The sequence below is a fragment of the Streptomyces sp. NPDC046712 genome (genome assembly GCF_040645695.1).
In the GTDB taxonomy this organism is placed as follows: Bacteria; Actinomycetota; Actinomycetes; order Streptomycetales; family Streptomycetaceae; genus Streptomyces.
On record NZ_JBEYYW010000017.1, the window covers coordinates 41993 to 61170 of the forward strand.

Annotated in this window: 17 protein-coding genes and 1 riboswitch; of the genes, 8 read left to right on the forward strand and 9 right to left on the reverse strand. The window is 70.5% G+C overall.

The window, feature by feature from the left end; all coding sequences use genetic code 11:
* Positions 1-42 precede the first annotated feature (42 nt).
* Both ABZ939_RS22165 and murQ read left to right on the forward strand, forming a co-directional pair.
* Entirely contained in the window at positions 43-987 is a 945-nt protein-coding gene (locus tag ABZ939_RS22165; protein WP_361857719.1) for a MurR/RpiR family transcriptional regulator, read from the forward strand.
* Between the two features lie 38 nt (positions 988-1025).
* Positions 1026-1952: an N-acetylmuramic acid 6-phosphate etherase gene (gene murQ, locus ABZ939_RS22170; RefSeq protein WP_361857722.1), complete on the forward strand. Its 927-nt coding sequence runs from the start codon at positions 1026-1028 to the stop codon at positions 1950-1952.
* A 67-nt stretch (positions 1953-2019) separates the two neighbouring features.
* Here murQ and ABZ939_RS22175 read toward each other — a convergent pair whose 3' ends face one another.
* Positions 2020-3507 (reverse strand): alpha/beta hydrolase, encoded by a 1488-nt coding sequence (locus ABZ939_RS22175; RefSeq protein WP_361857725.1) that lies wholly within the window; start codon positions 3505-3507, stop codon positions 2020-2022.
* A 138-nt stretch (positions 3508-3645) separates the two neighbouring features.
* On the opposite strand from ABZ939_RS22175, the gene ABZ939_RS22180 reads away from it, so the two are divergent.
* A complete protein-coding gene (locus tag ABZ939_RS22180; protein WP_361857728.1) occupies positions 3646-4290 on the forward strand; it encodes a hypothetical protein in 645 nt (214 codons plus the stop codon).
* Between the two features lie 224 nt (positions 4291-4514).
* Complete coding sequence (locus tag ABZ939_RS22185) at positions 4515-6089, forward strand: CBM35 domain-containing protein (protein WP_361857731.1); 1575 nt, start codon at positions 4515-4517, stop codon at positions 6087-6089.
* Positions 6090-6208: 119 nt separating this feature from the next.
* Here ABZ939_RS22185 and ABZ939_RS22190 read toward each other — a convergent pair whose 3' ends face one another.
* The 8 genes from ABZ939_RS22190 to thrC form a co-directional block, all read right to left on the reverse strand.
* Positions 6209-7156, reverse strand: a complete 948-nt coding sequence (locus tag ABZ939_RS22190; RefSeq protein WP_361857734.1) for a hypothetical protein — start codon at positions 7154-7156, stop codon at positions 6209-6211.
* Positions 7157-7239: 83 nt separating this feature from the next.
* The gene (locus tag ABZ939_RS22195; RefSeq protein WP_361857737.1) at positions 7240-7914 is read right to left on the reverse strand and encodes a DUF5701 family protein; all 675 of its coding nucleotides are present in this window, start codon (positions 7912-7914) and stop codon (positions 7240-7242) included.
* 120 nt (positions 7915-8034) lie between these two features.
* The gene (locus tag ABZ939_RS22200; RefSeq protein WP_361857739.1) at positions 8035-8589 is read right to left on the reverse strand and encodes a GNAT family N-acetyltransferase; all 555 of its coding nucleotides are present in this window, start codon (positions 8587-8589) and stop codon (positions 8035-8037) included.
* Positions 8586-9053, reverse strand: coding sequence for an SRPBCC family protein (locus tag ABZ939_RS22205; protein ID WP_361857742.1), 468 nt, complete (start codon positions 9051-9053; stop codon positions 8586-8588). Before ABZ939_RS22205 ends, ABZ939_RS22200 begins: the two co-directional genes overlap by 4 nt.
* Positions 9054-9185: 132 nt before the next feature.
* On the reverse strand, positions 9186-10814 hold the full coding sequence (groL, locus tag ABZ939_RS22210; protein WP_361857745.1) for a chaperonin GroEL: 1629 nt from the start codon (positions 10812-10814) through the stop codon (positions 9186-9188).
* 379 nt (positions 10815-11193) lie between these two features.
* Positions 11194-11397, reverse strand: a complete 204-nt coding sequence (locus ABZ939_RS22215; protein ID WP_005315736.1) for a cold-shock protein — start codon at positions 11395-11397, stop codon at positions 11194-11196.
* A gap of 416 nt (positions 11398-11813) precedes the next feature.
* A complete protein-coding gene (locus tag ABZ939_RS22220) occupies positions 11814-12092 on the reverse strand; it encodes a MoaD/ThiS family protein (protein ID WP_361857748.1) in 279 nt (92 codons plus the stop codon).
* A gap of 29 nt (positions 12093-12121) precedes the next feature.
* A complete protein-coding gene (gene thrC, locus ABZ939_RS22225) occupies positions 12122-13408 on the reverse strand; it encodes a threonine synthase (RefSeq protein WP_361857751.1) in 1287 nt (428 codons plus the stop codon).
* 17 nt (positions 13409-13425) lie between these two features.
* Positions 13426-13617: riboswitch (SAM riboswitch) on the reverse strand.
* A gap of 121 nt (positions 13618-13738) precedes the next feature.
* Between thrC and ABZ939_RS22230 the strand changes: the two genes are divergently transcribed.
* The 4 genes from ABZ939_RS22230 (at position 13739) to ABZ939_RS22245 (ending at position 19134) form a co-directional block, all read left to right on the forward strand.
* The gene (locus ABZ939_RS22230) at positions 13739-14707 is read left to right on the forward strand and encodes a glucosyl-3-phosphoglycerate synthase (protein WP_361857754.1); all 969 of its coding nucleotides are present in this window, start codon (positions 13739-13741) and stop codon (positions 14705-14707) included.
* Between the two features lie 56 nt (positions 14708-14763).
* Positions 14764-15078: a hypothetical protein gene (locus ABZ939_RS22235; RefSeq protein WP_361857757.1), complete on the forward strand. Its 315-nt coding sequence runs from the start codon at positions 14764-14766 to the stop codon at positions 15076-15078.
* 79 nt (positions 15079-15157) lie between these two features.
* Positions 15158-16594, forward strand: coding sequence for a trehalose-6-phosphate synthase (locus tag ABZ939_RS22240; RefSeq protein WP_361857760.1), 1437 nt, complete (start codon positions 15158-15160; stop codon positions 16592-16594).
* Between the two features lie 239 nt (positions 16595-16833).
* On the forward strand, positions 16834-19134 hold the full coding sequence (locus ABZ939_RS22245) for an immune inhibitor A domain-containing protein (RefSeq protein ID WP_361857762.1): 2301 nt from the start codon (positions 16834-16836) through the stop codon (positions 19132-19134).
* Positions 19135-19178: the final 44 nt, after the last annotated feature.

The following is a 19178-nucleotide window of genomic DNA, read 5'->3' on the forward strand; positions in this document are numbered from 1 at the left end:
AGGGGTCTTGACGCCCCCACCGGCCGAAAATATCTTTCAGGTGTGACCCATGATGTGAAGGAAAGTTTCAGCGCCACCGCCGGCGGGCCCACGTCCGGCAGCGACGCACCGCCCGCACCCGCGGCCCTCGCGGCCAAGGTGCGCACCCTCGCGCCGTCCATGACCCGCTCCATGCAACGGGTCGCCGAAGCCGTCGCCGGGGACCCGGCCGGCTGCGCCGCCCTCACGGTCACCGGCCTCGCCGAGCTCACCGGGACGAGCGAGGCGACCGTGGTCCGCACCGCCCGCCTCCTCGGCTACCCCGGCTACCGCGACCTGCGCCTCGCGCTCGCCGGCCTCGCCGCCCAGCAGCAGTCCGGCCGCGCCCCCTCCGTCACCGCCGACATCGCCGTCGACGACCCGATCGCCGACGTCGTCGCCAAGCTCGCCTACGACGAGCAGCAGACCCTCGCCGACACCGCCGCCGGACTCGACACCGTCCAGCTCGGCGCCGCCGTCGCCGCGCTCGCCACCGCCCGCCGCATCGACATCTACGGCGTCGGCGCCTCCGGCCTCGTCGCCCAGGACCTCGGCCAGAAGCTGCTCCGTATCGGCCTCCTCGCGCACGCGCACAGCGACCCGCACCTCGCCGTCACCAACGCCGTACAGCTCCGCTCCGGCGACGTCGCCATCGCCATCACCCACTCCGGCTCGACCGGCGACGTCATAGAACCGCTGCGCGTCGCCTTCGACCACGGCGCGACCACGGTCGCGATCACCGGCCGCCCGGACGGGCCGGTGACGCAGTACGCCGATCACATCCTGACCACCTCCACGGCCCGCGAGAGCGAGCTGCGCCCCGCGGCCATGTCGTCCCGCACCAGCCAACTCCTGGTCGTGGACTGCCTGTTCACCTGTGTCACGCAGCGTACGTACGAGACGGCGGCCCCTGCCCTCGCGGCCTCGTACGAAGCCCTCGCCCACCGCCACTCCCCCCGCACCCGCTGAACGTCAACGACGACGTCCACGCACCGAAAGAGCCGCACGTGTCCTCTACGTACTCCGAGCTTCAGGCGCAACTGGCCACTCTCACCACCGAGGCGTTCCGGCCCGAGCTCGCGGAGATCGACCAGCTCCCGACCCTCGACATCGCCCGCACCATGAACAGCGAGGACCAGACCGTCCCGGCCGCCGTCGCCGCGCAGCTGCCGCTGATCGCCGCCGCGATCGACGCCACCGCCGCGCGCATGACGCGCGGCGGCCGGCTGATCTACGCCGGCGCCGGCACGGCCGGCCGGCTCGGCGTCCTCGACGCCAGCGAGTGCCCGCCCACGTTCAACACCGACCCCTCGGAGGTCGTCGGCCTGATCGCGGGCGGCCCCCCTGCGATGGTGCAGGCGGTCGAGGGGGCCGAGGACTCGGCGGAGCTCGCGGCGCAGGACCTCGACTCCCTCCGCCTCACCCCCGACGACACAGTGGTCGGCGTCTCCGCCTCCGGCCGTACCCCGTACGCCATCGGCGCCGTCGAACACGCCCGTGCGCGGGGCGCGTTGACGATCGGACTGTCCTGCAACGCGGACAGCGGTCTCGCGGCCGCCGCCGAGCACGGCATCGAGGTCGTCACCGGCCCCGAACTCCTCACCGGATCCACCCGGTTGAAGGCGGGCACGGCCCAGAAGCTGGTCCTCAACATGATCTCGACGATCACGATGATCCGGCTCGGCAAGACGTACGGAAACCTGATGGTCGACGTCCGCGCGTCCAACGAGAAGCTCCAGGCGCGGTCGCGGCGGATCGTCGCCCTCGCCACCGGCGCGCCGGACGAACAGATCGAGACCGCCCTCTCCGCGGCCGACGGCGAGGTGAAGACGGCGATCCTGATGATCCTCGCCGACATCGATGCCAAGAGCGCCGACCAGCGCCTCGCCGACTCCCAGGGCCATCTGCGCGCAGCCCTCCACGCCACCCCCTGACGCCTGGGCCGGCCCCCGCCCGGAGTCGGCGAAGGTCTGAGCCCCGGCGCCGCCCCTCCCCTGGGGCTCAGCCGCAGTACGTGTCGGAGGCCGGCCGCACCCCCGTACGCAGGAACGCAGTCACGGTCCGGTCTCCGCACGCGTTGCCGTTGCCCAGGTACATGCCGTGGCCGCCCTGGTCGACGGTGACGAGACGGGCCCGGTCGCCGAGCGCCTCGCGCATCTTCAGGCCTGCCGCGTACGGCGTCGAGGGGTCACGCAGGCTCTGGATCTGCAGGATGTTGGAGGGACCGCGGTCGGTGATCCGGGTCGGCTTCTCGGCCGGGGCCTTCCAGAAGGAGCAGGGCGTGATGTTGACGGGCATCCCGCCGGTCAGCGGGTACCGGGCGCGGTCGGCGGCGACGGCACGCGCGTACGCCGGGACGGAGCGCGGCCACTTCACGTCGTTGCAGATCACGCCGACCATCACCGCCGCGGCCTGCTGGCTCATCGCCCCGGTGTACTCCCCCGGCAGCGCGACCGGCTGGTCGGCCGGTGCCTGCGCCGCCAGGATCAGCCGGGCGAGGCCCGGGAATGCCCCGTCGCCGTAGAGCGCGTTCTGCACCGCCTGCAGCAGCACGGTGCCCGTCATCGGGACGCCCGGCTTCGTCGACTCCTTCGGGGCCCGGTCCAGCGCGGCGGCGAGCCCGAGCACCAGCGGCCGTACGTCCTCGGGCCGTTCGGCGAGCCGCAGCCCCTCCTTCGCCCGTTCCGGATGCGCCGCCCAGGCGGCGAAGTCGGGGAACCGCTCCTCGGTGCCCCGCGCCATGTACGCCAGCCAGCCGCGGGCGACCCGCTTCGGGTCCGGGTCGCTCGCGCTGTCCAGCACCCAACGGTCGGTGCGCTGCGGGTACTTCTGCGCGTACAGCGCCCCGACGTACGTCCCGTACGAGACGCTCCAGGCCGAGATCTTCTCCTCGCCGAGCGCCTGCCGGAGCCGGTCCAGATCGCGGACCTGGTTCGCCGTGGTGAAGCTGAGCAGCCTCTTCCCGCCGTTGCGCAGACAGGCTTCGGCGGTCCGCCGGGACCGCGCGACGTTCTCGTCGATGGAACCGTCGGCACCGGGCCAGGACCGCAGGGTCACCAGCCGCCGGTCGCCGTCGTCGAGCCCGCAGTCGGCGGTCGAGCTGCCGCCGACCCCACGCGGATCGAAGGCCACGAGGTCGTACGCCCCGCCCATCTCCTTCGCGAGCGCGGCCCCCTTCTGCGTGAGCCGCTGCACCCCGGAGCTGCCCGGCCCGCCGGGAATCACCATCAGCGTCCCGCGCCGCACCTCGGGCCGCTCGCTGCGGATCCGCGACACGGCGAGGGAGAGCTGTGGCCCGTCGGGATCGCTGTAGTCCTGCGGCACGGTGAGCGTGGCGCACTCCTGCGTGGCGGGCCCGTCCTTCTTGGCGCAGTTCGTCCACTCGAGCCCGCCACCGGAGTCGGCGGCCCGGGCGACGGTGGTGAGGGAGGCCGCGACGGCGGCGGCGGAGAGGGCGAGAACGAGGCTGGTACGTCCGTAAGTCGTCATGCGCCAAGCTTTGTTGACGCGGCCTCACCCTCCCATCCGGCGACCGGGACGGTACGGGGTGGGGCTGTCCCCCTTCCGGGATCTCGGGCTTTCCGCGATCTCTGGCCCTGATCGACTCCGTACCCGAGGATGACGCCCATGGAGATCAGCACGGGCGAAGAACCCGTCCTCGCGCGGGACACCACGGTTCGGCGCCGCCGGAGAGTCACACCGCTCGGCCTCGTCCTGGCGGCGGTGGCCCTCGTCCTCGCCGAGGCGGCCGGCTACTGGGCCGACCAGGACGGTGGACTGCGCCTGGTGGCGCAGGCGTTCCACCACCCCCTCCTGTTCGCCGCGCTGGTCTGGGCGCTGCTGACCACGGCGGTGTTCGTCGGCGTACGCAACCTGGCGGTCCGCATCCTCGCCGGGGTGGTGGCGGGACTTCTCGCCCTCGCCGCCGCGCCCTTCGCCGTCCTCGCCCTCTTCGCCGGAATCACCGAGGAGACGGCGGACAAGGCGGCGCCGGGCCGCCCCGACCGCCACCTCGTCGTCGAGGAGGGTGCCGACATGATCGACCCGCTCTGGTGGGTCTACGTCGACGAGGGTTCGGGCCTGACCAAGCGCCGCTGGGAAGTGGGCTTCTTCAACGGGGACGACTACACCAACGGCCTCACCGAGGCGTCCTGGGCCGGCCCCGACCGGATACGCCTGGTCACCGGTGACCCCGAGGTGGAGACGACCGTCCACCTGATCGACCTCGACCCCGAGACCGGCAGACCCCTGCGCACGCTCTCGATGGGCTAGGGGGTGTCCGGCGGATCTGGCCCCTGGGCCTAGGGGACGCATCGCATGGCGCCGGAGCGCCTCGACAGCGGAGCCGCCACCCACCGACCGGTCATGTTCAGCCATATGAACAACAATCACGTACGCGACCATTGACGCGTCCACGACGACACGCCTAGCTTCCGGGGAAAGCGCTTTCACGTCCAGTCCCGGAACGCCGTCCATCCCTTTCTGGAGACCCCACGATGCACCTGCGATCCGTCACAGCCTGCGTCAGCCTCCTGGCAGGCACACTCGTCGTCCTGTCCGGAAACACCGCCGCCGCCGCGTCCACCCTTTACGAGGCCGAGACCTCCCCCGCCGTCTGCACCGGCACCATCGACTCCGACTGGTCCGGCTTCTCCGGCAGCGGATTCTGCAACGGCACCAACGCGACGGGCGCCCATGCCCAGTTCACGGTGAACGCCCCCGCCGCCGGAACGGCGACGCTCGCCGTTCGGTTCGCCAACGGCACCACGACCGCCCGCCCCGCCGGCCTGGTCGTCAACGGGTCCACCGTGCAGACACCGTCGTTCGAGGCCACGGGCGCGTGGTCGACCTGGACCACCAAGACCCTGACCGTGACGCTGAACGCGGGCAGCAACACCATCCGCCTCACCCCCACCACCTCCGCCGGACTGCCCAACATCGACTCCCTGAACGTCACGACGGCCGACGCCCCGCCGCCGACCGGCAGCGCGCTGTACGTCGCTCCGAACGGCACGGACGGCGCGGCCGGAACGCAGTCCGCCCCCACGACGCTCACCTCCGCGATCAGCCGCGTCTCCGCCGGCGGGACGATCTACCTCCGCGGCGGCACCTACCGCCACGCCACGACCGTCACCGTCCCGCCCACCAACAACGGCACCCCCGGCGCCCTGAAGAAGCTGTCCGCCTACCCCGGCGAGACCCCGGTGCTGAACTTCTCCGCCATGGCCGAGGACCCGGCCAACCGCGGCCTCGCCCTGAACGGGTCGTACTGGCACGTCAACGGTGTCGTCGTCGAGCGCGCCGGCGACAACGGAATCTTCGTCGGCGGCAGCAACAACGTCATCGAGCGCACGGTCACGCGCTTCAACCGCGACACCGGGCTGCAGCTCTCCCGCATCGCCTCCACCACGCCCCGCGAGCAGTGGCCGTCCAACAACCTCGTCCTGAGCGCGGAGTCGCACGACAACGCCGACTCCGACGGAGAGGACGCCGACGGCTTCGCCGCGAAGCTCACCGTCGGCACCGGGAACGTCTTCCGCTACGCCGTGGCCCACCACAACATCGACGACGGCTGGGACCTCTACACCAAGACGGACACCGGCCCCATCGGCCCGGTGACCATCGAGGACTCCCTCGCGTACGACAACGGCACCCTGTCCGACGGCTCCCAGGCCGGAGCCGGTGACCGCAACGGCTACAAGCTCGGCGGCGAGGACATCGAGGTCGACCACGTCGTCCGGCGCAGCATCGCCTTCCGCAACGGCAAGCACGGGTTCACGTACAACAGCAACCCGGGCACGATGACGGTGTCGAACAACATCGGCATCGACAACGCACAGCGCAACTTCTCCTTCGACGCGGGCACTTCGGTCTTCCGGAGCAACACCTCCTGCCGCAGCGCCGGTAGCGGGACGAACGACCGGACCATCGGTGACGTCGACGGCTCGAACCAGTTCTGGTCCGGCTCGAACGGATCCCGGTGCTCCTCGTACACCGGGGCCCTGAGCTGGTCCTACGCCTCGGACGGCCGCCTGGTCGTGGCCTTCGGCGGCCGTACGGTCACGTGGTGAGTGCCGGCCTCACGCGGTGACCGCCGCATGCGGCCTCGGAGCTCCACGCGCCGAGGCCGCACCACCGTCGGAAGCCACGGCCGGAAGCCACCCCCGGAAGCCCGCGTCAGAAGCGCGCGTCAGAAGGTACTGACGCAGCTGAAGCCGCCACAGCTGAAACCACCCGTACCTCCGGTGGAAGTGCCGCCGGATGGGTTGGACCCTCCGGAGGAGGAGGAACCACCGCCCGAGGTGCCCCCGGGCGACGAACGCGCGGTGAAGCTGCGGTAGTCCTCGTAGAACAGGTGTCGCCACCAGCGTCCGAAGTCGACGCCCTCCAGCTCGCGCTCCGTCTCGGCGAGCGCGGCTTCGTCCCACAGCACGTTGGGCAGGTCCACCTCCACGAGCGCCTGGCGCAGACCCGCCAGGTCGACATGCGGGCTCTCCTGCGGGGAGACCTCCACGGGAGGGTCACCGGGGACGTCGTGCCGGAAGACGTACGCGGCCCGCCAGCCCGGTTCCGTCACCAACGACCAGCCCCAGACCGGCCGCTCGGCGAGCTCCGTCCTGCGGCGCCAGGCCGTCGCCTCCCGCCGGGCCACCTCTCGTGCCCGTTCCGCGACCTTCTCCCTCTCGGCCTGGATCGCCTGCCGGATCTCCCGGCCGACGGGCTCGTACGCCTCCCCGGCCTCCCGCATCACCTGCTCGTAGCGCTGCCGGACCTCCTCCCAGTCGCTCAGGGCCCGGCGCGCGGCGAAGTGATTCCACCAGGGGACGGCCGCGGCCCGGCGGCGGGTCGCCGCCAGCTCGGCGCTGATGTCGTCCACGGCGGTGGCGTAGGCGAGGGCGGCCTCCACCCAGCGCCGGCAGACCTCCGGCGTGCACGGGACGAGCTCCCCTGTGGCGTCGAACTCCCTCGGGGTCCGCACCAGGAAGAAGGACGCCGCACGCCTCAGGTCGAGGAGACGGTCGTGATGGTGCTCGAGGACACGGACCTTGCCGTCCCGCGGGCCGACCGGCTCATGGTCCCTCTGCCTCGGCACCAGCTCCCGGTGACGGACGAGGTGCGGCAGTTTCAAGCGGCTCATCAGCTCCACCCCCGCACTCGCGTCCCTCCAGGGTGCCCATGCCGACGGGCCCGCGGCAATGCCGCGGACCCGTTCTTCGGGAGCTAGGCGGTCCTGCGGCCCGTGGCGGAGCCGAAGCCCAGCCAGGTGTGGCGGTTGCCCCACCAACACCAGCCGACCTTCGGGGCGTTGCGCCGCTCGCGGCCGTCCCGCCCGGTGCCGTTGCTGATCCAGATCGCCGGGGTACGGGCGTCCAGGGTGCCGTTCGCCTTGCGCAGCCGGGACCCGATGGTCATGAAGCAGCGGTTGCGCTCCAGGGCCGCCGGCTGCTGGAGCACCCAGTGGATGCCCTCGGTGAGCACCAGCGGTGTCCGCTCCTCCTTGGTCAGGGCGGGCAGTGCCTCCTCCGGGCTCCAGTTGGCCATGCGGTCGCCGCGGTCGACGCCGGTGACGAGGTAGAGCGGGGCGTCGGGCAACTCGACGGAGGAGGGGGCGAACTCGTCGACATCGGGCATGTCGACGACGACGAAGCCGGGCTTGTCGTCCCGGCGGAGCAGGGGTGCGAGGGCGGAGGCGGGGGCGCGGTCCGGGTGGACGGCGAGCAGGGCGTCACCGTCACCGCCGGCCTCGCGGCCTGCGTTCTCGGCGAAGGCGCGCAGCTCGTCGGCGGGTATCCCCGCGAGCTCGTGCACTCCGAGCTCGATCAGGCGTTCCGCCTGCGTGGCGAGCGAAGGGAGCGGGGGCACGGTGACGGTGACGGTGGACGGCGTTTCGGGCAAGGCACTCCTCGGTTCACGGTTCGGCGCGTCGGGCCTGGGGTCAAACGAGGCTGCCCGCCGGATTGTTCCCGGTGCTCACGGAGTGTCGCGGTCGGCCCCCGCCGGATTGTTTCCCGGTGCTCACGGATTGTCGCGGTCGTCCCCGGCGACCCGTCCGTACATCACCATGTCCCGCCGCTCCCCGCCCACTTCCTGCCAGGACCGCAGCAGCCCCTCTCGTACGAATCCCGCCCGCTCCGCCGTCCGCGCCGAGGCCTCGTTCCAGGGTTCCACGAGCAACTGGAGGCGCGGGATGCCCAGTTCGCCCATCGCCCACGCGCTCACCGCGGTCAGCGCCGCCCCGGCCGCTCCCTCGCCGCGGCACGACGGGGCGATCCAGTAGCCGAGGGTCGCGCGGCCGTCGGGGAGGTCACGGAGCCAGAGGCCGATCATGCCCACCGGCCGCGCGTCACGGCGGCGGACGATGACGAAGGGGTAGCCGGCGGCGCTCTCCGAGCGGGTCCACTGGCGGCGTACGTACGCCTCCCCCTCCCCCTCCGAGTACACCGGCGGGACGGTGGTGATCAGCGGGATGTACGGGTCCGACGACGCCTCCTCCACGACGGGCAGGTCGGCCCTCTCCCACCGGCGCAGTTCAAAGGCCCCGGCCGCCAGCCGGGGAACGATCAGGCTCACATCGTCCGAAGGTACTCGGCCAGGCGGTCGTACTCCTCCTTCACCCCGTCCTCCATCCCGGTCGCCAGCGCCTGGTCCCGGACCTCCGTGGACGGCCAGAGCGAGGTACTGGTGAGAGCCGTGCCGCCGTCCGGCGTGTCGTCGAAGGTGAGGGTCACATGGACCGGCGGGCCCGGCATCAGCTCGAAGGTCTCCGTATAGACGAGGCGCTCGTTCGGCACGATCTCCTCGTACGTCCCCGAGAACACGATCTCCTGTCCGTCCGGCGCCTGCTGACCCCAGCGCCAGGCTCCGCCGACCCGGAGATCGATGTCGCAGACCGACGTGGTCAGCGCGGCGACCCCGTACCAGCGGCGGACGTGCTCGGGCTTCGTCCACGCCTCCCAGACAAGGGCGGGCGGGGCGTCGAAGGTGCGGGTGATGACCAGTTCGCGGTCGGTCGGTGTCGTCAGCAGCGTGATCATGGATCGCTCCCGCCTTCCGTGGATCTCACGGCCCCCCTACCCCACCAGCATCACCCCGAACGCCCGAGGGCGGCACCCCCAGCAGGGGTGCCGCCCTCGGTCGCGTACAGCGAGGAACTACCGAGCCGTGGCTCAGAAGTCCATGTCACCGCCCGGCATGCCGCCGCCGGCCGGCGCGGCGGCCTTCTCCGGCTTGTCGGCGACGACGGCCTCGGTGGTCAGGAACAGCGCGGCGATGGAGGCCGCGTTCTGCAGCGCGGAGCGCGTCACCTTCGCCGGGTCGATGATGCCCTCGGCGATGAGGTCCACGTACTCGTTGGTCGCGGCGTTCAGGCCGTGGCCGACGGGCAGGTTGCGGACCTTCTCCGCCACGACGCCACCCTCGAGGCCGGCGTTGACGGCGATCTGCTTCAGCGGGGCCTCGAGCGCCAGCTTGACGATGTTGGCACCGGTGGCCTCGTCGCCCGACAGGTCCAGCTCGAGCTTCTCGAAGACCGAGGAGGCCTGCAGCAGGGCCACGCCACCACCGGCGACGATGCCCTCCTCGACGGCCGCCTTCGCGTTGCGAACGGCGTCCTCGATGCGGTGCTTGCGCTCCTTGAGCTCGACCTCGGTCGCGGCGCCGGCCTTGATGACCGCAACACCGCCGGCGAGCTTCGCCAGGCGCTCCTGCAGCTTCTCGCGGTCGTAGTCGCTGTCCGAGTTCTCGATCTCGGCGCGGATCTGGTTGACGCGACCGGCAACCTGGTCGCTCTCACCGGCACCGTCGACGATCGTGGTCTCGTCCTTGGTGATGACGACCTTGCGGGCGCGGCCCAGCAGGTCCAGGCCGGCGTTCTCGAGCTTGAGGCCGACCTCCTCGGAGATGACCGTGCCGCCCGTGAGGATGGCGATGTCGTTCAGCATGGCCTTGCGGCGGTCGCCGAAGCCCGGGGCCTTGACCGCGACGGACTTGAAGGTGCCGCGGATCTTGTTGACGACCAGGGTCGACAGGGCCTCGCCCTCGACGTCCTCGGCGATGATCAGCAGGGGCTTGCCCGACTGCATGACCTTCTCCAGGAGCGGGAGCAGGTCCTTCACGGAGGAGATCTTGGAGTTGACGATCAGGATGTATGGGTCGTCCAGGGACGCCTCCATACGCTCCATGTCGGTGGCGAAGTACGCCGAGATGTAGCCCTTGTCGAAGCGCATACCCTCGGTGAGCTCCAGCTCCAGACCGAAGGTCTGGGACTCCTCGACGGTGATGACGCCTTCCTTGCCGACCTTGTCCATCGCCTCGGCGATGAGCTCGCCGATCTGGGTGTCGGCGGCGGAGATGGAGGCCGTGGAAGCGATCTGCTCCTTGGTCTCGACATCCTTCGCCTGCTCGAGCAGGGCGCCCGAGACGGCCTCGACGGCCTTCTCGATGCCGCGCTTGAGGGCCATCGGGTTGGCACCGGCGGCCACGTTGCGCAGGCCCTCGCGGACGAGCGCCTGGGCGAGGACGGTCGCGGTGGTCGTACCGTCACCGGCGACGTCGTCCGTCTTCTTGGCGACTTCCTTGACCAGCTCGGCGCCGATCTTCTCGTACGGGTCCTCGAGCTCGATCTCCTTGGCGATGGACACACCATCGTTGGTGATCGTGGGGGCGCCCCACTTCTTCTCGAGGACGACGTTCCGGCCCTTGGGGCCAAGGGTGACCTTGACGGCGTCGGCGAGCTGGTTCATCCCGCGCTCGAGACCGCGCCGTGCCTCCTCGTCGAACGCGATGATCTTGGCCATGTGAAGTGGTCCTCCCGGACATGGGGTGGATAACGCTCCAGGACCGCGCCGACGCCCGCGACGGACGGCCTGCGTGCCCTGTGGTTCCTTGCCCCACCTGGCCGCGGGCCTCGTCTGCCCGATCCTCGTAAGCACTCTCACCTTCAGAGTGCTAACGCCAATGATTAGCACTCGACCCAGGAGAGTGCAAGGCCGTCCCGAAGGGACGTCGATGAGGGGTGGCGGTCGGGTGACGGGCGGGGGCAAGCGACTCCCACAGATCGAGAGGGGCTCTCGTAGGGACTCCGGACACGCACGAGGGGTCCGCATCCTGGTCAGGATGCGGACCCCTCGGCGTGAGAACGCGTGAGTGCGTACGTGGTGGCCGATCGCGCCGTGCTCAGACGGCGAGCTTGACCATGTCCGCCTGCGGACCCTTCTGGCCCTGCGAGATCTCGAACTCGACCCGCTGACCCTCTTCAAGGGTGCGGTAACCGTCCATCTGGATCGCGCTGTAGTGGACGAATACATCCGCACCACCGTCGACCGCGATGAAGCCGTAGCCCTTCTCCGCGTTGAACCACTTGACGGTGCCCTGAGCCATGCCTAACTCCCCTATTACTGGCCCTTGCGCGGGGCCGCACTTCGCGGACCCGGGTCAGACCCTGCGCCGGAACGCGTCGACCGCGGCTGAATGTATCTGCCCAACTGCCCTCTGCAACAGGTCAATCGGACGAGAATTCTGGGCGCGCCGTAAAGGAGAATTGAGGAGAATTCACTGAATTCCGGGGCAAGTCGGGCCCGGCAAAGTGCGCAGAAGGTACACAACACTCGAACACTTTGGCTGCATCTTGTCGGGTGCGGACGCATTCTCATATGCGTCTGGCACAAGCAGCGAAGGGAAGCCGGGGGGACTTCCCCAACTCTACCGCGCTCAACCATGCAGAATTGCCCCCTCCGCTTCTCTCGCGGAGGGGGCAATTCAGATGACCGTGGGTAACTCGGCCCGGTCCGGATGGGTCAGCAGCCCCCGGCGACGGCCGGGATGATCGAGACACCGGCGCCGTCCGGCGTCGCCGTCTCGAGGCCCTGCTCGAAGCGGACGTCGTCGTCGTTGACGTACACGTTCACGAAGCGGCGCAGCTTGCCCTGGTCGTCCAGGACGCGGGCCGCGATACCCGTGTGGTTCTTCTCCAGGTCGGCGATGACCTCGGAGAGGGTCGCGCCCTCCGCCGGGACCTCGGCCTGGCCGCCGGTGTACGTACGGAGGATGGTGGGGATGCGGACCTTGACGCTCATGGTGGTGCTGCCTTCCGTAACGAGGGTGGTCAGTTGGCCAGGCCGGCGTCGCGGAACGCGTCCAGGCTGGGGCGGATGGTGGCGGTCGCCTGCGAGGTCTCGGCCACCGCGTCCAGGGTCTTGAGGCCGTCACCGGTGTTGAGCACGACCGTGGTGAGGGTCGGGTCGAGGAGACCGGCCTCGATCAGCTTCTTCGTCACACCGACCGTCACGCCGCCCGCCGTCTCGGCGAAGATGCCCTCGGTGCGGGCCAGGATCTTGATCGCCTCGACGACCTGCTCGTCGTTGACGTCCTCCACCGCACCACCCGTGCGGCGCGCGATGTCCAGGACGTACGGGCCGTCCGCCGGGTTGCCGATGGCGAGCGACTTGGCGATGGTGTTCGGCTTCTGGGGGCGGACCACGTCGTGGCCGGCCTTGAAGGCCGCCGACACCGGGGAGCAGCCCTCGGCCTGGGCGCCGAAGATCTTGTACGGCTTGTCCTCGACGAGACCGAGCTTGATGAGCTCCTGCAGACCCTTGTCGATCTTGGTGAGCTGCGAGCCGGATGCGATCGGGATGACCAGCTGGTCGGGCAGGACCCAGCCCAGCTGCTCGCAGATCTCGTACGCGAGCGTCTTCGAGCCCTCGCCGTAGTACGGGCGCAGGTTGACGTTGACGAAGCCCCAGCCCTCGCCCAGCGGGTCGCCGATGAGCTCGGAGCAGAAGCGGTTGACGTCGTCGTAGTTGCCCTCGATGCCGACGAGTTCACCGCCGTAGACGGCGGCCATGACGACCTTGCCCTGCTCCAGGTCGTGCGGGATGAACACGCAGGAGCGGAAGCCGGCGCGGGCGGCCGCGGCGCCGACGGCGCCGGCCAGGTTGCCGGTGGAGGAGCAGGAGAGGGTGGTGAAGCCGAAGGCACGGGCGGCCTCGAGGGCCTGGGCCACGACGCGGTCCTTGAAGGAGTGCGTCGGGTTGCCGGAGTCGTCCTTGACGTAGAGCTTGCCCGGCTCGACACCCAGCTCGCGGGCGAGGTTGTCGGCCTGGACGAGCTTGGTCCAGCCCGGGTTCAGGTTCGGCTTCTCGGCGACGTCGGCCGGGACGGGCAGCAGCGGGGCGTAGCGCCAGATGTTGGCCGGGCCGGCCTCGATCTGCTTGCGCAGCGCCTCGGGGTCACCGGTGGGAAGGTCGTACGCGACTTCGAGCGGGCCGAAACAGAGCTCGCAGGCGAAAATCGGACCGAGGGCGAAAACTTCACCACATTCCCGACAGGAAAGGCCCGAAGCGGGACCGAGATCAACGGTCGGGGTGGTGGAAACAGTCTGTACAGCCATGGAGGCGAGGCCCTTTCTCCTCATCTTTCCCATGACGAACGTCGCCATGAGACGGATTTGGCACCTTCCCTAGCCGGGAGCCTCGCGATAAGAACCGCGCCCGAAGGGCACCACTAGGGGTGGTGGCCGGGAGACGGGTGGGCGAGTAACCGACTGGAGGGTTGCCGGGGCTTCAACGGGCCGTTTCCCTCTGCCCCTCTGGATGAGCGGTATTCGGTTGTAGGACGCGGGCGGCACCCCGACATGCATCGGGCTTCCGCGTTGTTCAAGACTGTAACCGAAGGCATGGACGGGTGAGATGGTCGTCCGAACCGCGAGATGGAGATCACGTTGCTGGATGAAGTGGAGCGCTGGCTGGCCCGGCGGTCCTGGTCCGTGGCAGACCGTCCACTGGAGCAGCTGCTGGCCGCCAAGCGGGGGACGACGGTCAGCGTCGTGCTGCCCGCGCTCGACGAGCAGGCGACGGTCGGCGACATCGTCTCCGTGATCCGCCGCGAGCTGATGACCGAGGCGGTCCCGCTGGTCGACGAGCTCGTGGTGATCGACTCCGGTTCCACCGACCGTACGGCCGAGGTCGCGGCGGCGGCCGGGGCGCGGGTGGTGGCGCGGGACGAGATCCTCCCGCGGATACCGGCCGTGCCCGGCAAGGGCGAGGTGCTGTGGCGGTCACTGATGGTCACCGAGGGTGACATCGTCTGTTTCGTCGACGCGGATCTGCGGGACTTCTCGGCGGACTTCGTCACCGGCATCGTCGGTCCGCTCCTCACCGAGCCGGACGTCGACTTCGTGAAGGCGATGTACGACCGGCCCCTCGGCCCGGAATTCGACGGGCTCGCCTCCGGCAAGACTCCAGGTCAGGGCGGTCGGGTGACGGAGCTGGTGGCGCGGCCGCTGCTCAATCTGCACTGGCCGCAGCTGGCCGGGTTCGTCCAGCCGCTGGGCGGCGAGTACGCGGCGCGCCGCTCGCTGCTCGAACGGCTGCCCTTCCCCGTCGGTTACGGAGTGGAGCTGGGCCTCCTCGTCGACGCGCTGCACACGGTCGGTCTCGACGCCCTCGCCCAGGTCGACGTCGGGGTCCGCAAGCACCGCCATCAGGACGGACAGGCGCTCGGCCGGATGGCGGCGGCGATCTACCGGACCGCGCAGCTGCGACTGTCCCGCGGGCATCTGGTGCGGCCGCGGCTGACCCAGTTCGAGCGAGGCGAGAAGGGGTTCGCCCCCCGGACGTACGAGGTGGACACCGAGGAGCGGCCGCCGATGCTCGAGATCACGGAGTACGCGCACCGCCGCGTGGCGTAACGTCACGCGATGACACTTCTTGCCTAAATTTTCGTTTTATGCGGTTCACCTATCGAATGACCACATTTCCGGCGGCGCTCGGCCTCGCCGCCGGCACGCTCGTCTCGCTCGTCCCACTGACCCTCGCCGCGGCCGGTCCCGCCGCCGCGGACCCGGGCGGCGACAACCACACCTTCGTGATGGAGCGGATCGACACCACCCCCTCCGCCCTCCCCCGCCGGCCGCGCCCGGTCCCGCACGGGCCCGGCGGCTCGATGGCGGAGACCGGCGGCAACGGTGAGCGCCTCTGGCTGCTCGGCGGCCTCACCCTCGCCCTGGCCGCGACGGGCCTCGTGGCGAAGGCGGCCCTGCGCGATCGTGGCGACCACTAGGCCTGGCGCGCCGAGGCGTGGATTCGCCACACTTGTATACGTACGTTTGAGCGTTTACGGGACGGGCTAGGTTCGGCACATGGCTTCTGTGCTTGTGGCGTCCAACCGGGGTCCGGTCTCGTACGCCCTCGCCGCCGACGGCACGCTCAGTGCCCGGCGCGGCGGGGGCGGTCTCGTGTCCGGACTGAGTGCCGTGTCCTCCGAGGACAGTGTGTGGGTGTGCGCGGCGCTCGGGGAGGGCGACCGCGAGGCGGTCCGGCGCGGGGTGGCCGAGCCCGGCATCGGCATGCTGGCCATCGATCCGGGCGTCTACGACGACGCGTACAACGGCATCGCGAACTCGGTGCTGTGGTTCCTGCACCACCACCTCTGGAACGTGCCGCGCGACCCGGTCTTCGACGCGGAGTTCCGGCGCAGGTGGGAGTCGTACCGGGCGTACAACCGGGCCTTCGCCGAGGAGCTGGCGGACCGGGCGGACGAGGGCGCGGCGGTCCTGGTGCAGGACTACCACCTGGCGCTGGTGCCGGGGCAGCTGCGGGAACTCCGCCCTGACCTGCGGATCGGCCACTTCACGCACACGCCGTGGGCGTCGCCGGAATACGCGCACATGCTTCCGGAGGACATCCGCGAGGAGCTGCTGTGGGGGATGCTGGGCGCGGACGAGCTCGGTTTCCACACCTGGGGATGGGCGTCCTCCTTCATCGCCGGCGCGCACATCGACAGCGCGGGCGGCGTGGCCGCGGCGTCCATGCGCAGTGACGACCCCTGGCGCGGGGTGCGCCACCACAGAGCGGGCGGCACGCCGCGGCGCACCCGCGTCCACGTCTACCCCCTGGGAGTCGACGGGGACGATCTGCGGGCGCTCGCCCACACGCCCGAGGTCGACGAACGGCTGGCCGCGCTGCGCGCCGAGGTGGGTGACCGGAGGACGATCGTGCGGGTGGACCGTACGGAGCTGTCGAAGAACGTGCTCCGCGGCCTGCTCGCGTACCAGGAGCTGCTGCGCGAGCGGCCCGAGTGGCACGACCGGGTCGTCCATCTGGCCTCCGCGTACCCGTCCCGCCAGGACCTGGCGGCGTACCGCGCGTACACGGCGGCGGTCGCGGAGCTGGCGGAGGAGATCAACACGGAGTTCGGCACGGCCGACTGGCAGCCGGTGCTGCTGTCGGTGAAGGACGACTTCGCACGCTCGCTGGCGGCGTACCGGATGGCCGACGTGGCGCTGATCAACCCGGTCCGCGACGGGATGAACCTGGTGGCGAAGGAGATCCCGGTGGTGTCGGAGGCGGGCTGTGTCCTGGTCCTCTCGACGGGGGCGGGGGCGTACGACGAGCTGCGCGAGGACGCGCTGACGGTCAGCCCGTACGACGTGTCGGGGACCGCGCGGGCGCTGCACGACGCCCTGTCGATGGGCCCGGCCGAGCGGGCGGACCGCACGAAGCGCCTGGCCGCGGCGGCGACGGCGCTGCCGCCGCAGCAGTGGTTCCTGAAGCAGCTGGAGGCGTTGCGCGGCTAGGGCGTGTCCGGTGGATCAGGGTCGAACCCGGCCATGATCCGCCGGACACGCCCTAGCGTCGCGTCGACTGCGGGGCGCCACCGGATCGCCGCGGCGATTTTGCGGTTTCGACCCCTCCTCGCGACGACTCCTTCCGTGTCAGACTCTGCGCTGATCGTTCCCCCAGGCGATCTGCAGACGACACACGGCACCACGCGAAACACGCGAAGGGATCGTCAGTGAACAGATTTGTCGTGGGCATGACCCTTGGGTCGGCGCTCACCGCACTCCTCGCCGCCGGGCTGCAGCCGGCCGTCGCGCAGGAGTCCCGGGACACCTCCCCGGAATCCACGGGAAGCGCCGGGGCCGCCACCGCGCCCCGGGCCGACAACCGTCCCGGACCGCTCACGAAGCAGCGCACCGAGCTGCGCGAGCAGGCCATCGACAAGATCGCCAAGGGGAAGGCGAAGGCGAACGCCCGCGGCGTCGTCGAGCTCGAACCCGGCAAGTTCGTGGAGACCACGACCACCACCGCCGTACGGCAGGAGAAGATCTTCACGATCCTCTCCGAGTTCGGCGAGCAGGCCGCCGGGAAGTACGGCACCGTCCCTGGCCCGCTCCACAACCGGATAGCCCAGCCGGACCGGAGTGTGGACAACTCCAACGCCTGGACGGCCGACTTCGACAAGGCGTACTACGAGAACCTCTTCAACGGCCCCGGCGAGTCGATGAAGACGTACTACGAGAAGCTGTCGAACGGCCGCTACTCGGTGACCAACACGGTCGAGGACTGGGTCAAGGTCCCGTACAACGCCTCCTTCTACGGCGACAACGCCGTCGAGGACAACGGCGGCTCGTGGGCCTTCGTCCAGGACACCGGCGACGCCTGGTGGAACGCCCAGATCGCGGCCGGCAAGACCCCCGCCGAGATCGACGCGTACCTCGCCCAGTTCGACGTCTGGGACCGCAACGACTGGGACCACGACGGCAACTTCGACGAGGCCGACGGCTACATCGACCACTTCCAGGCCGTGCACGCCGGCATGGGCGAGGACGCCGGCGGCGGCGCCCAGGGCGAGGACGCCATCTGGTCGCACCGCTGGTACGTCAACGGCGACGACTACGGCCTGACCGGCCCGGACGTGTCCGGTACGCAGAACAAGGCGGGCGGCGCCCGGATCGGCCAGTCGAAGTACTGGTTCGGCGACTACACCACCGAGGGCGAGAACGGCGGACTCGGCGTCTTCTGCCACGAGTTCGGCCACGACCTCGGCCTGCCGGACTACTACGACACCAACGGCGGCGAGAACTCCACCGCCTTCTGGACCCTGATGAGCTCCGGCTCCTGGCTGAGCCACGGCGCCGCCGCCAACGCCGGCATCGGCACCCACCCGGGCCTGATGGGCGCCGAGGAGAAGCTGTTCCTCGGCTGGCTCGACCACACCACCGCCGAGCTCGGCACCTCGGGCACCTACACCCTCAACCCGGCGCAGCTCCAGGTGACCGGCAAGGACCAGGCGGTCCGGGTCGCGCTCCCGGACAAGACGGCGAGCACGTCGTACGCCACCCCCACCTCGGGCACGCACGCCTGGTGGACCGGCTCGGCCGACGGCCTGAACCAGTCCCTCACCCGGTCCGTGCCGGCCGCCTCGCGCGTCACCGTCAAGGCGAGCGCCTGGTACGAGATCGAGGCCGACTTCGACTACCTCTTCGCCGAGTACTCCCTCGACGGCGGGGCGAACTGGCTGCGCGCGGGCGCGGCGGTCGACGGCTCCTCCGCCGGCAAGTGGACGACGCTGCGCTACGCGTACGACTCGGCGGGCAAGCCCTCGCTCTTCCGCTTCCGCTACCAGACCGACGGCGGGGTCCACTTCGCCGGCGCGTTCCTGGACGACATCACGCTCACCTCGGGCGGCACCACGCTGGCGACGGACGATGTCGAGCAGGGCGTCGGCGGCTGGACGGCGACCGGCAGGTGGAAGATCTCGACCGGTACGGAGACGTCCACCTCCTCGCGCTACTACCTGGTGGAGAACCGCGAGTACGTCGGCAGCGACGCGCTCCTGGCCGAGGGCCCGTACCAGTTCAGCAAGGGCGTCACGGCGCCCGACTGGGTGGAGTTCTTCCGCTACCAGAACGGCATGCTGGTCTGGTACGTGGACCGTTCCTACGACGACAACAACGTCAGCACCCACCCGGGTGGCGGCTCGGCCATGGCCGTCGACGCCCGGCCGACGCCGTTCACGTTCGACGACGGCACCGCGCCGAGCAACCGCCGCCAGCCCTTCGACGCGACCTTCGGCCTGGAGCCGACGGACGCGACCTGCCTCCACAAGGAGGTGCTGTCGGGCAAGGGCAACAGCCAGACGGTGGTCACGAAGGCGGCGTGCGCGCCGTCGGCGGCCGGCATCCCGGTCTTCGACGACACGGACCCGAACGCGTACTACAGCCCGGCGGCCCCCCAGGCCAGCGTCAAGGTCGCGGGCCACGGCGTGAAGGTCACCGTGACGGGCGACGCCGGTGACGACCTGACGATCACCGTGGTGAACCCGGCGGCGTAAGGAGACGGCGCGAAGAGGGGGCCCCCGGTGATTCCGGGCGCCCC

What these genes read in the sequence shown, in the direction of transcription:
- ABZ939_RS22240 (WP_361857760.1), top strand. Translation starts at nt 15,158, where the DNA reads ATGGCTTCTGTGCTTGTGGCGTCCAACCGGGGTCCGGTCTCGTACGCC.
- ABZ939_RS22205 (WP_361857742.1), bottom strand. Translation starts at nt 9,053, where the DNA reads ATGATCACGCTGCTGACGACACCGACCGACCGCGAACTGGTCATCACC.
- ABZ939_RS22215 (WP_005315736.1), bottom strand. Translation starts at nt 11,397, where the DNA reads ATGGCTCAGGGCACCGTCAAGTGGTTCAACGCGGAGAAGGGCTACGGC.
- ABZ939_RS22220 (WP_361857748.1), bottom strand. Translation starts at nt 12,092, where the DNA reads ATGAGCGTCAAGGTCCGCATCCCCACCATCCTCCGTACGTACACCGGC.
- thrC (WP_361857751.1), bottom strand. Translation starts at nt 13,408, where the DNA reads ATGGCTGTACAGACTGTTTCCACCACCCCGACCGTTGATCTCGGTCCC.
- ABZ939_RS22180 (WP_361857728.1), top strand. Translation starts at nt 3,646, where the DNA reads ATGGAGATCAGCACGGGCGAAGAACCCGTCCTCGCGCGGGACACCACG.
- ABZ939_RS22245 (WP_361857762.1), top strand. Translation starts at nt 16,834, where the DNA reads ATGACCCTTGGGTCGGCGCTCACCGCACTCCTCGCCGCCGGGCTGCAG.
- ABZ939_RS22190 (WP_361857734.1), bottom strand. Translation starts at nt 7,156, where the DNA reads ATGAGCCGCTTGAAACTGCCGCACCTCGTCCGTCACCGGGAGCTGGTG.
- ABZ939_RS22175 (WP_361857725.1), bottom strand. Translation starts at nt 3,507, where the DNA reads ATGACGACTTACGGACGTACCAGCCTCGTTCTCGCCCTCTCCGCCGCC.
- groL (WP_361857745.1), bottom strand. Translation starts at nt 10,814, where the DNA reads ATGGCCAAGATCATCGCGTTCGACGAGGAGGCACGGCGCGGTCTCGAG.
- ABZ939_RS22235 (WP_361857757.1), top strand. Translation starts at nt 14,764, where the DNA reads ATGACCACATTTCCGGCGGCGCTCGGCCTCGCCGCCGGCACGCTCGTC.
- ABZ939_RS22185 (WP_361857731.1), top strand. Translation starts at nt 4,515, where the DNA reads ATGCACCTGCGATCCGTCACAGCCTGCGTCAGCCTCCTGGCAGGCACA.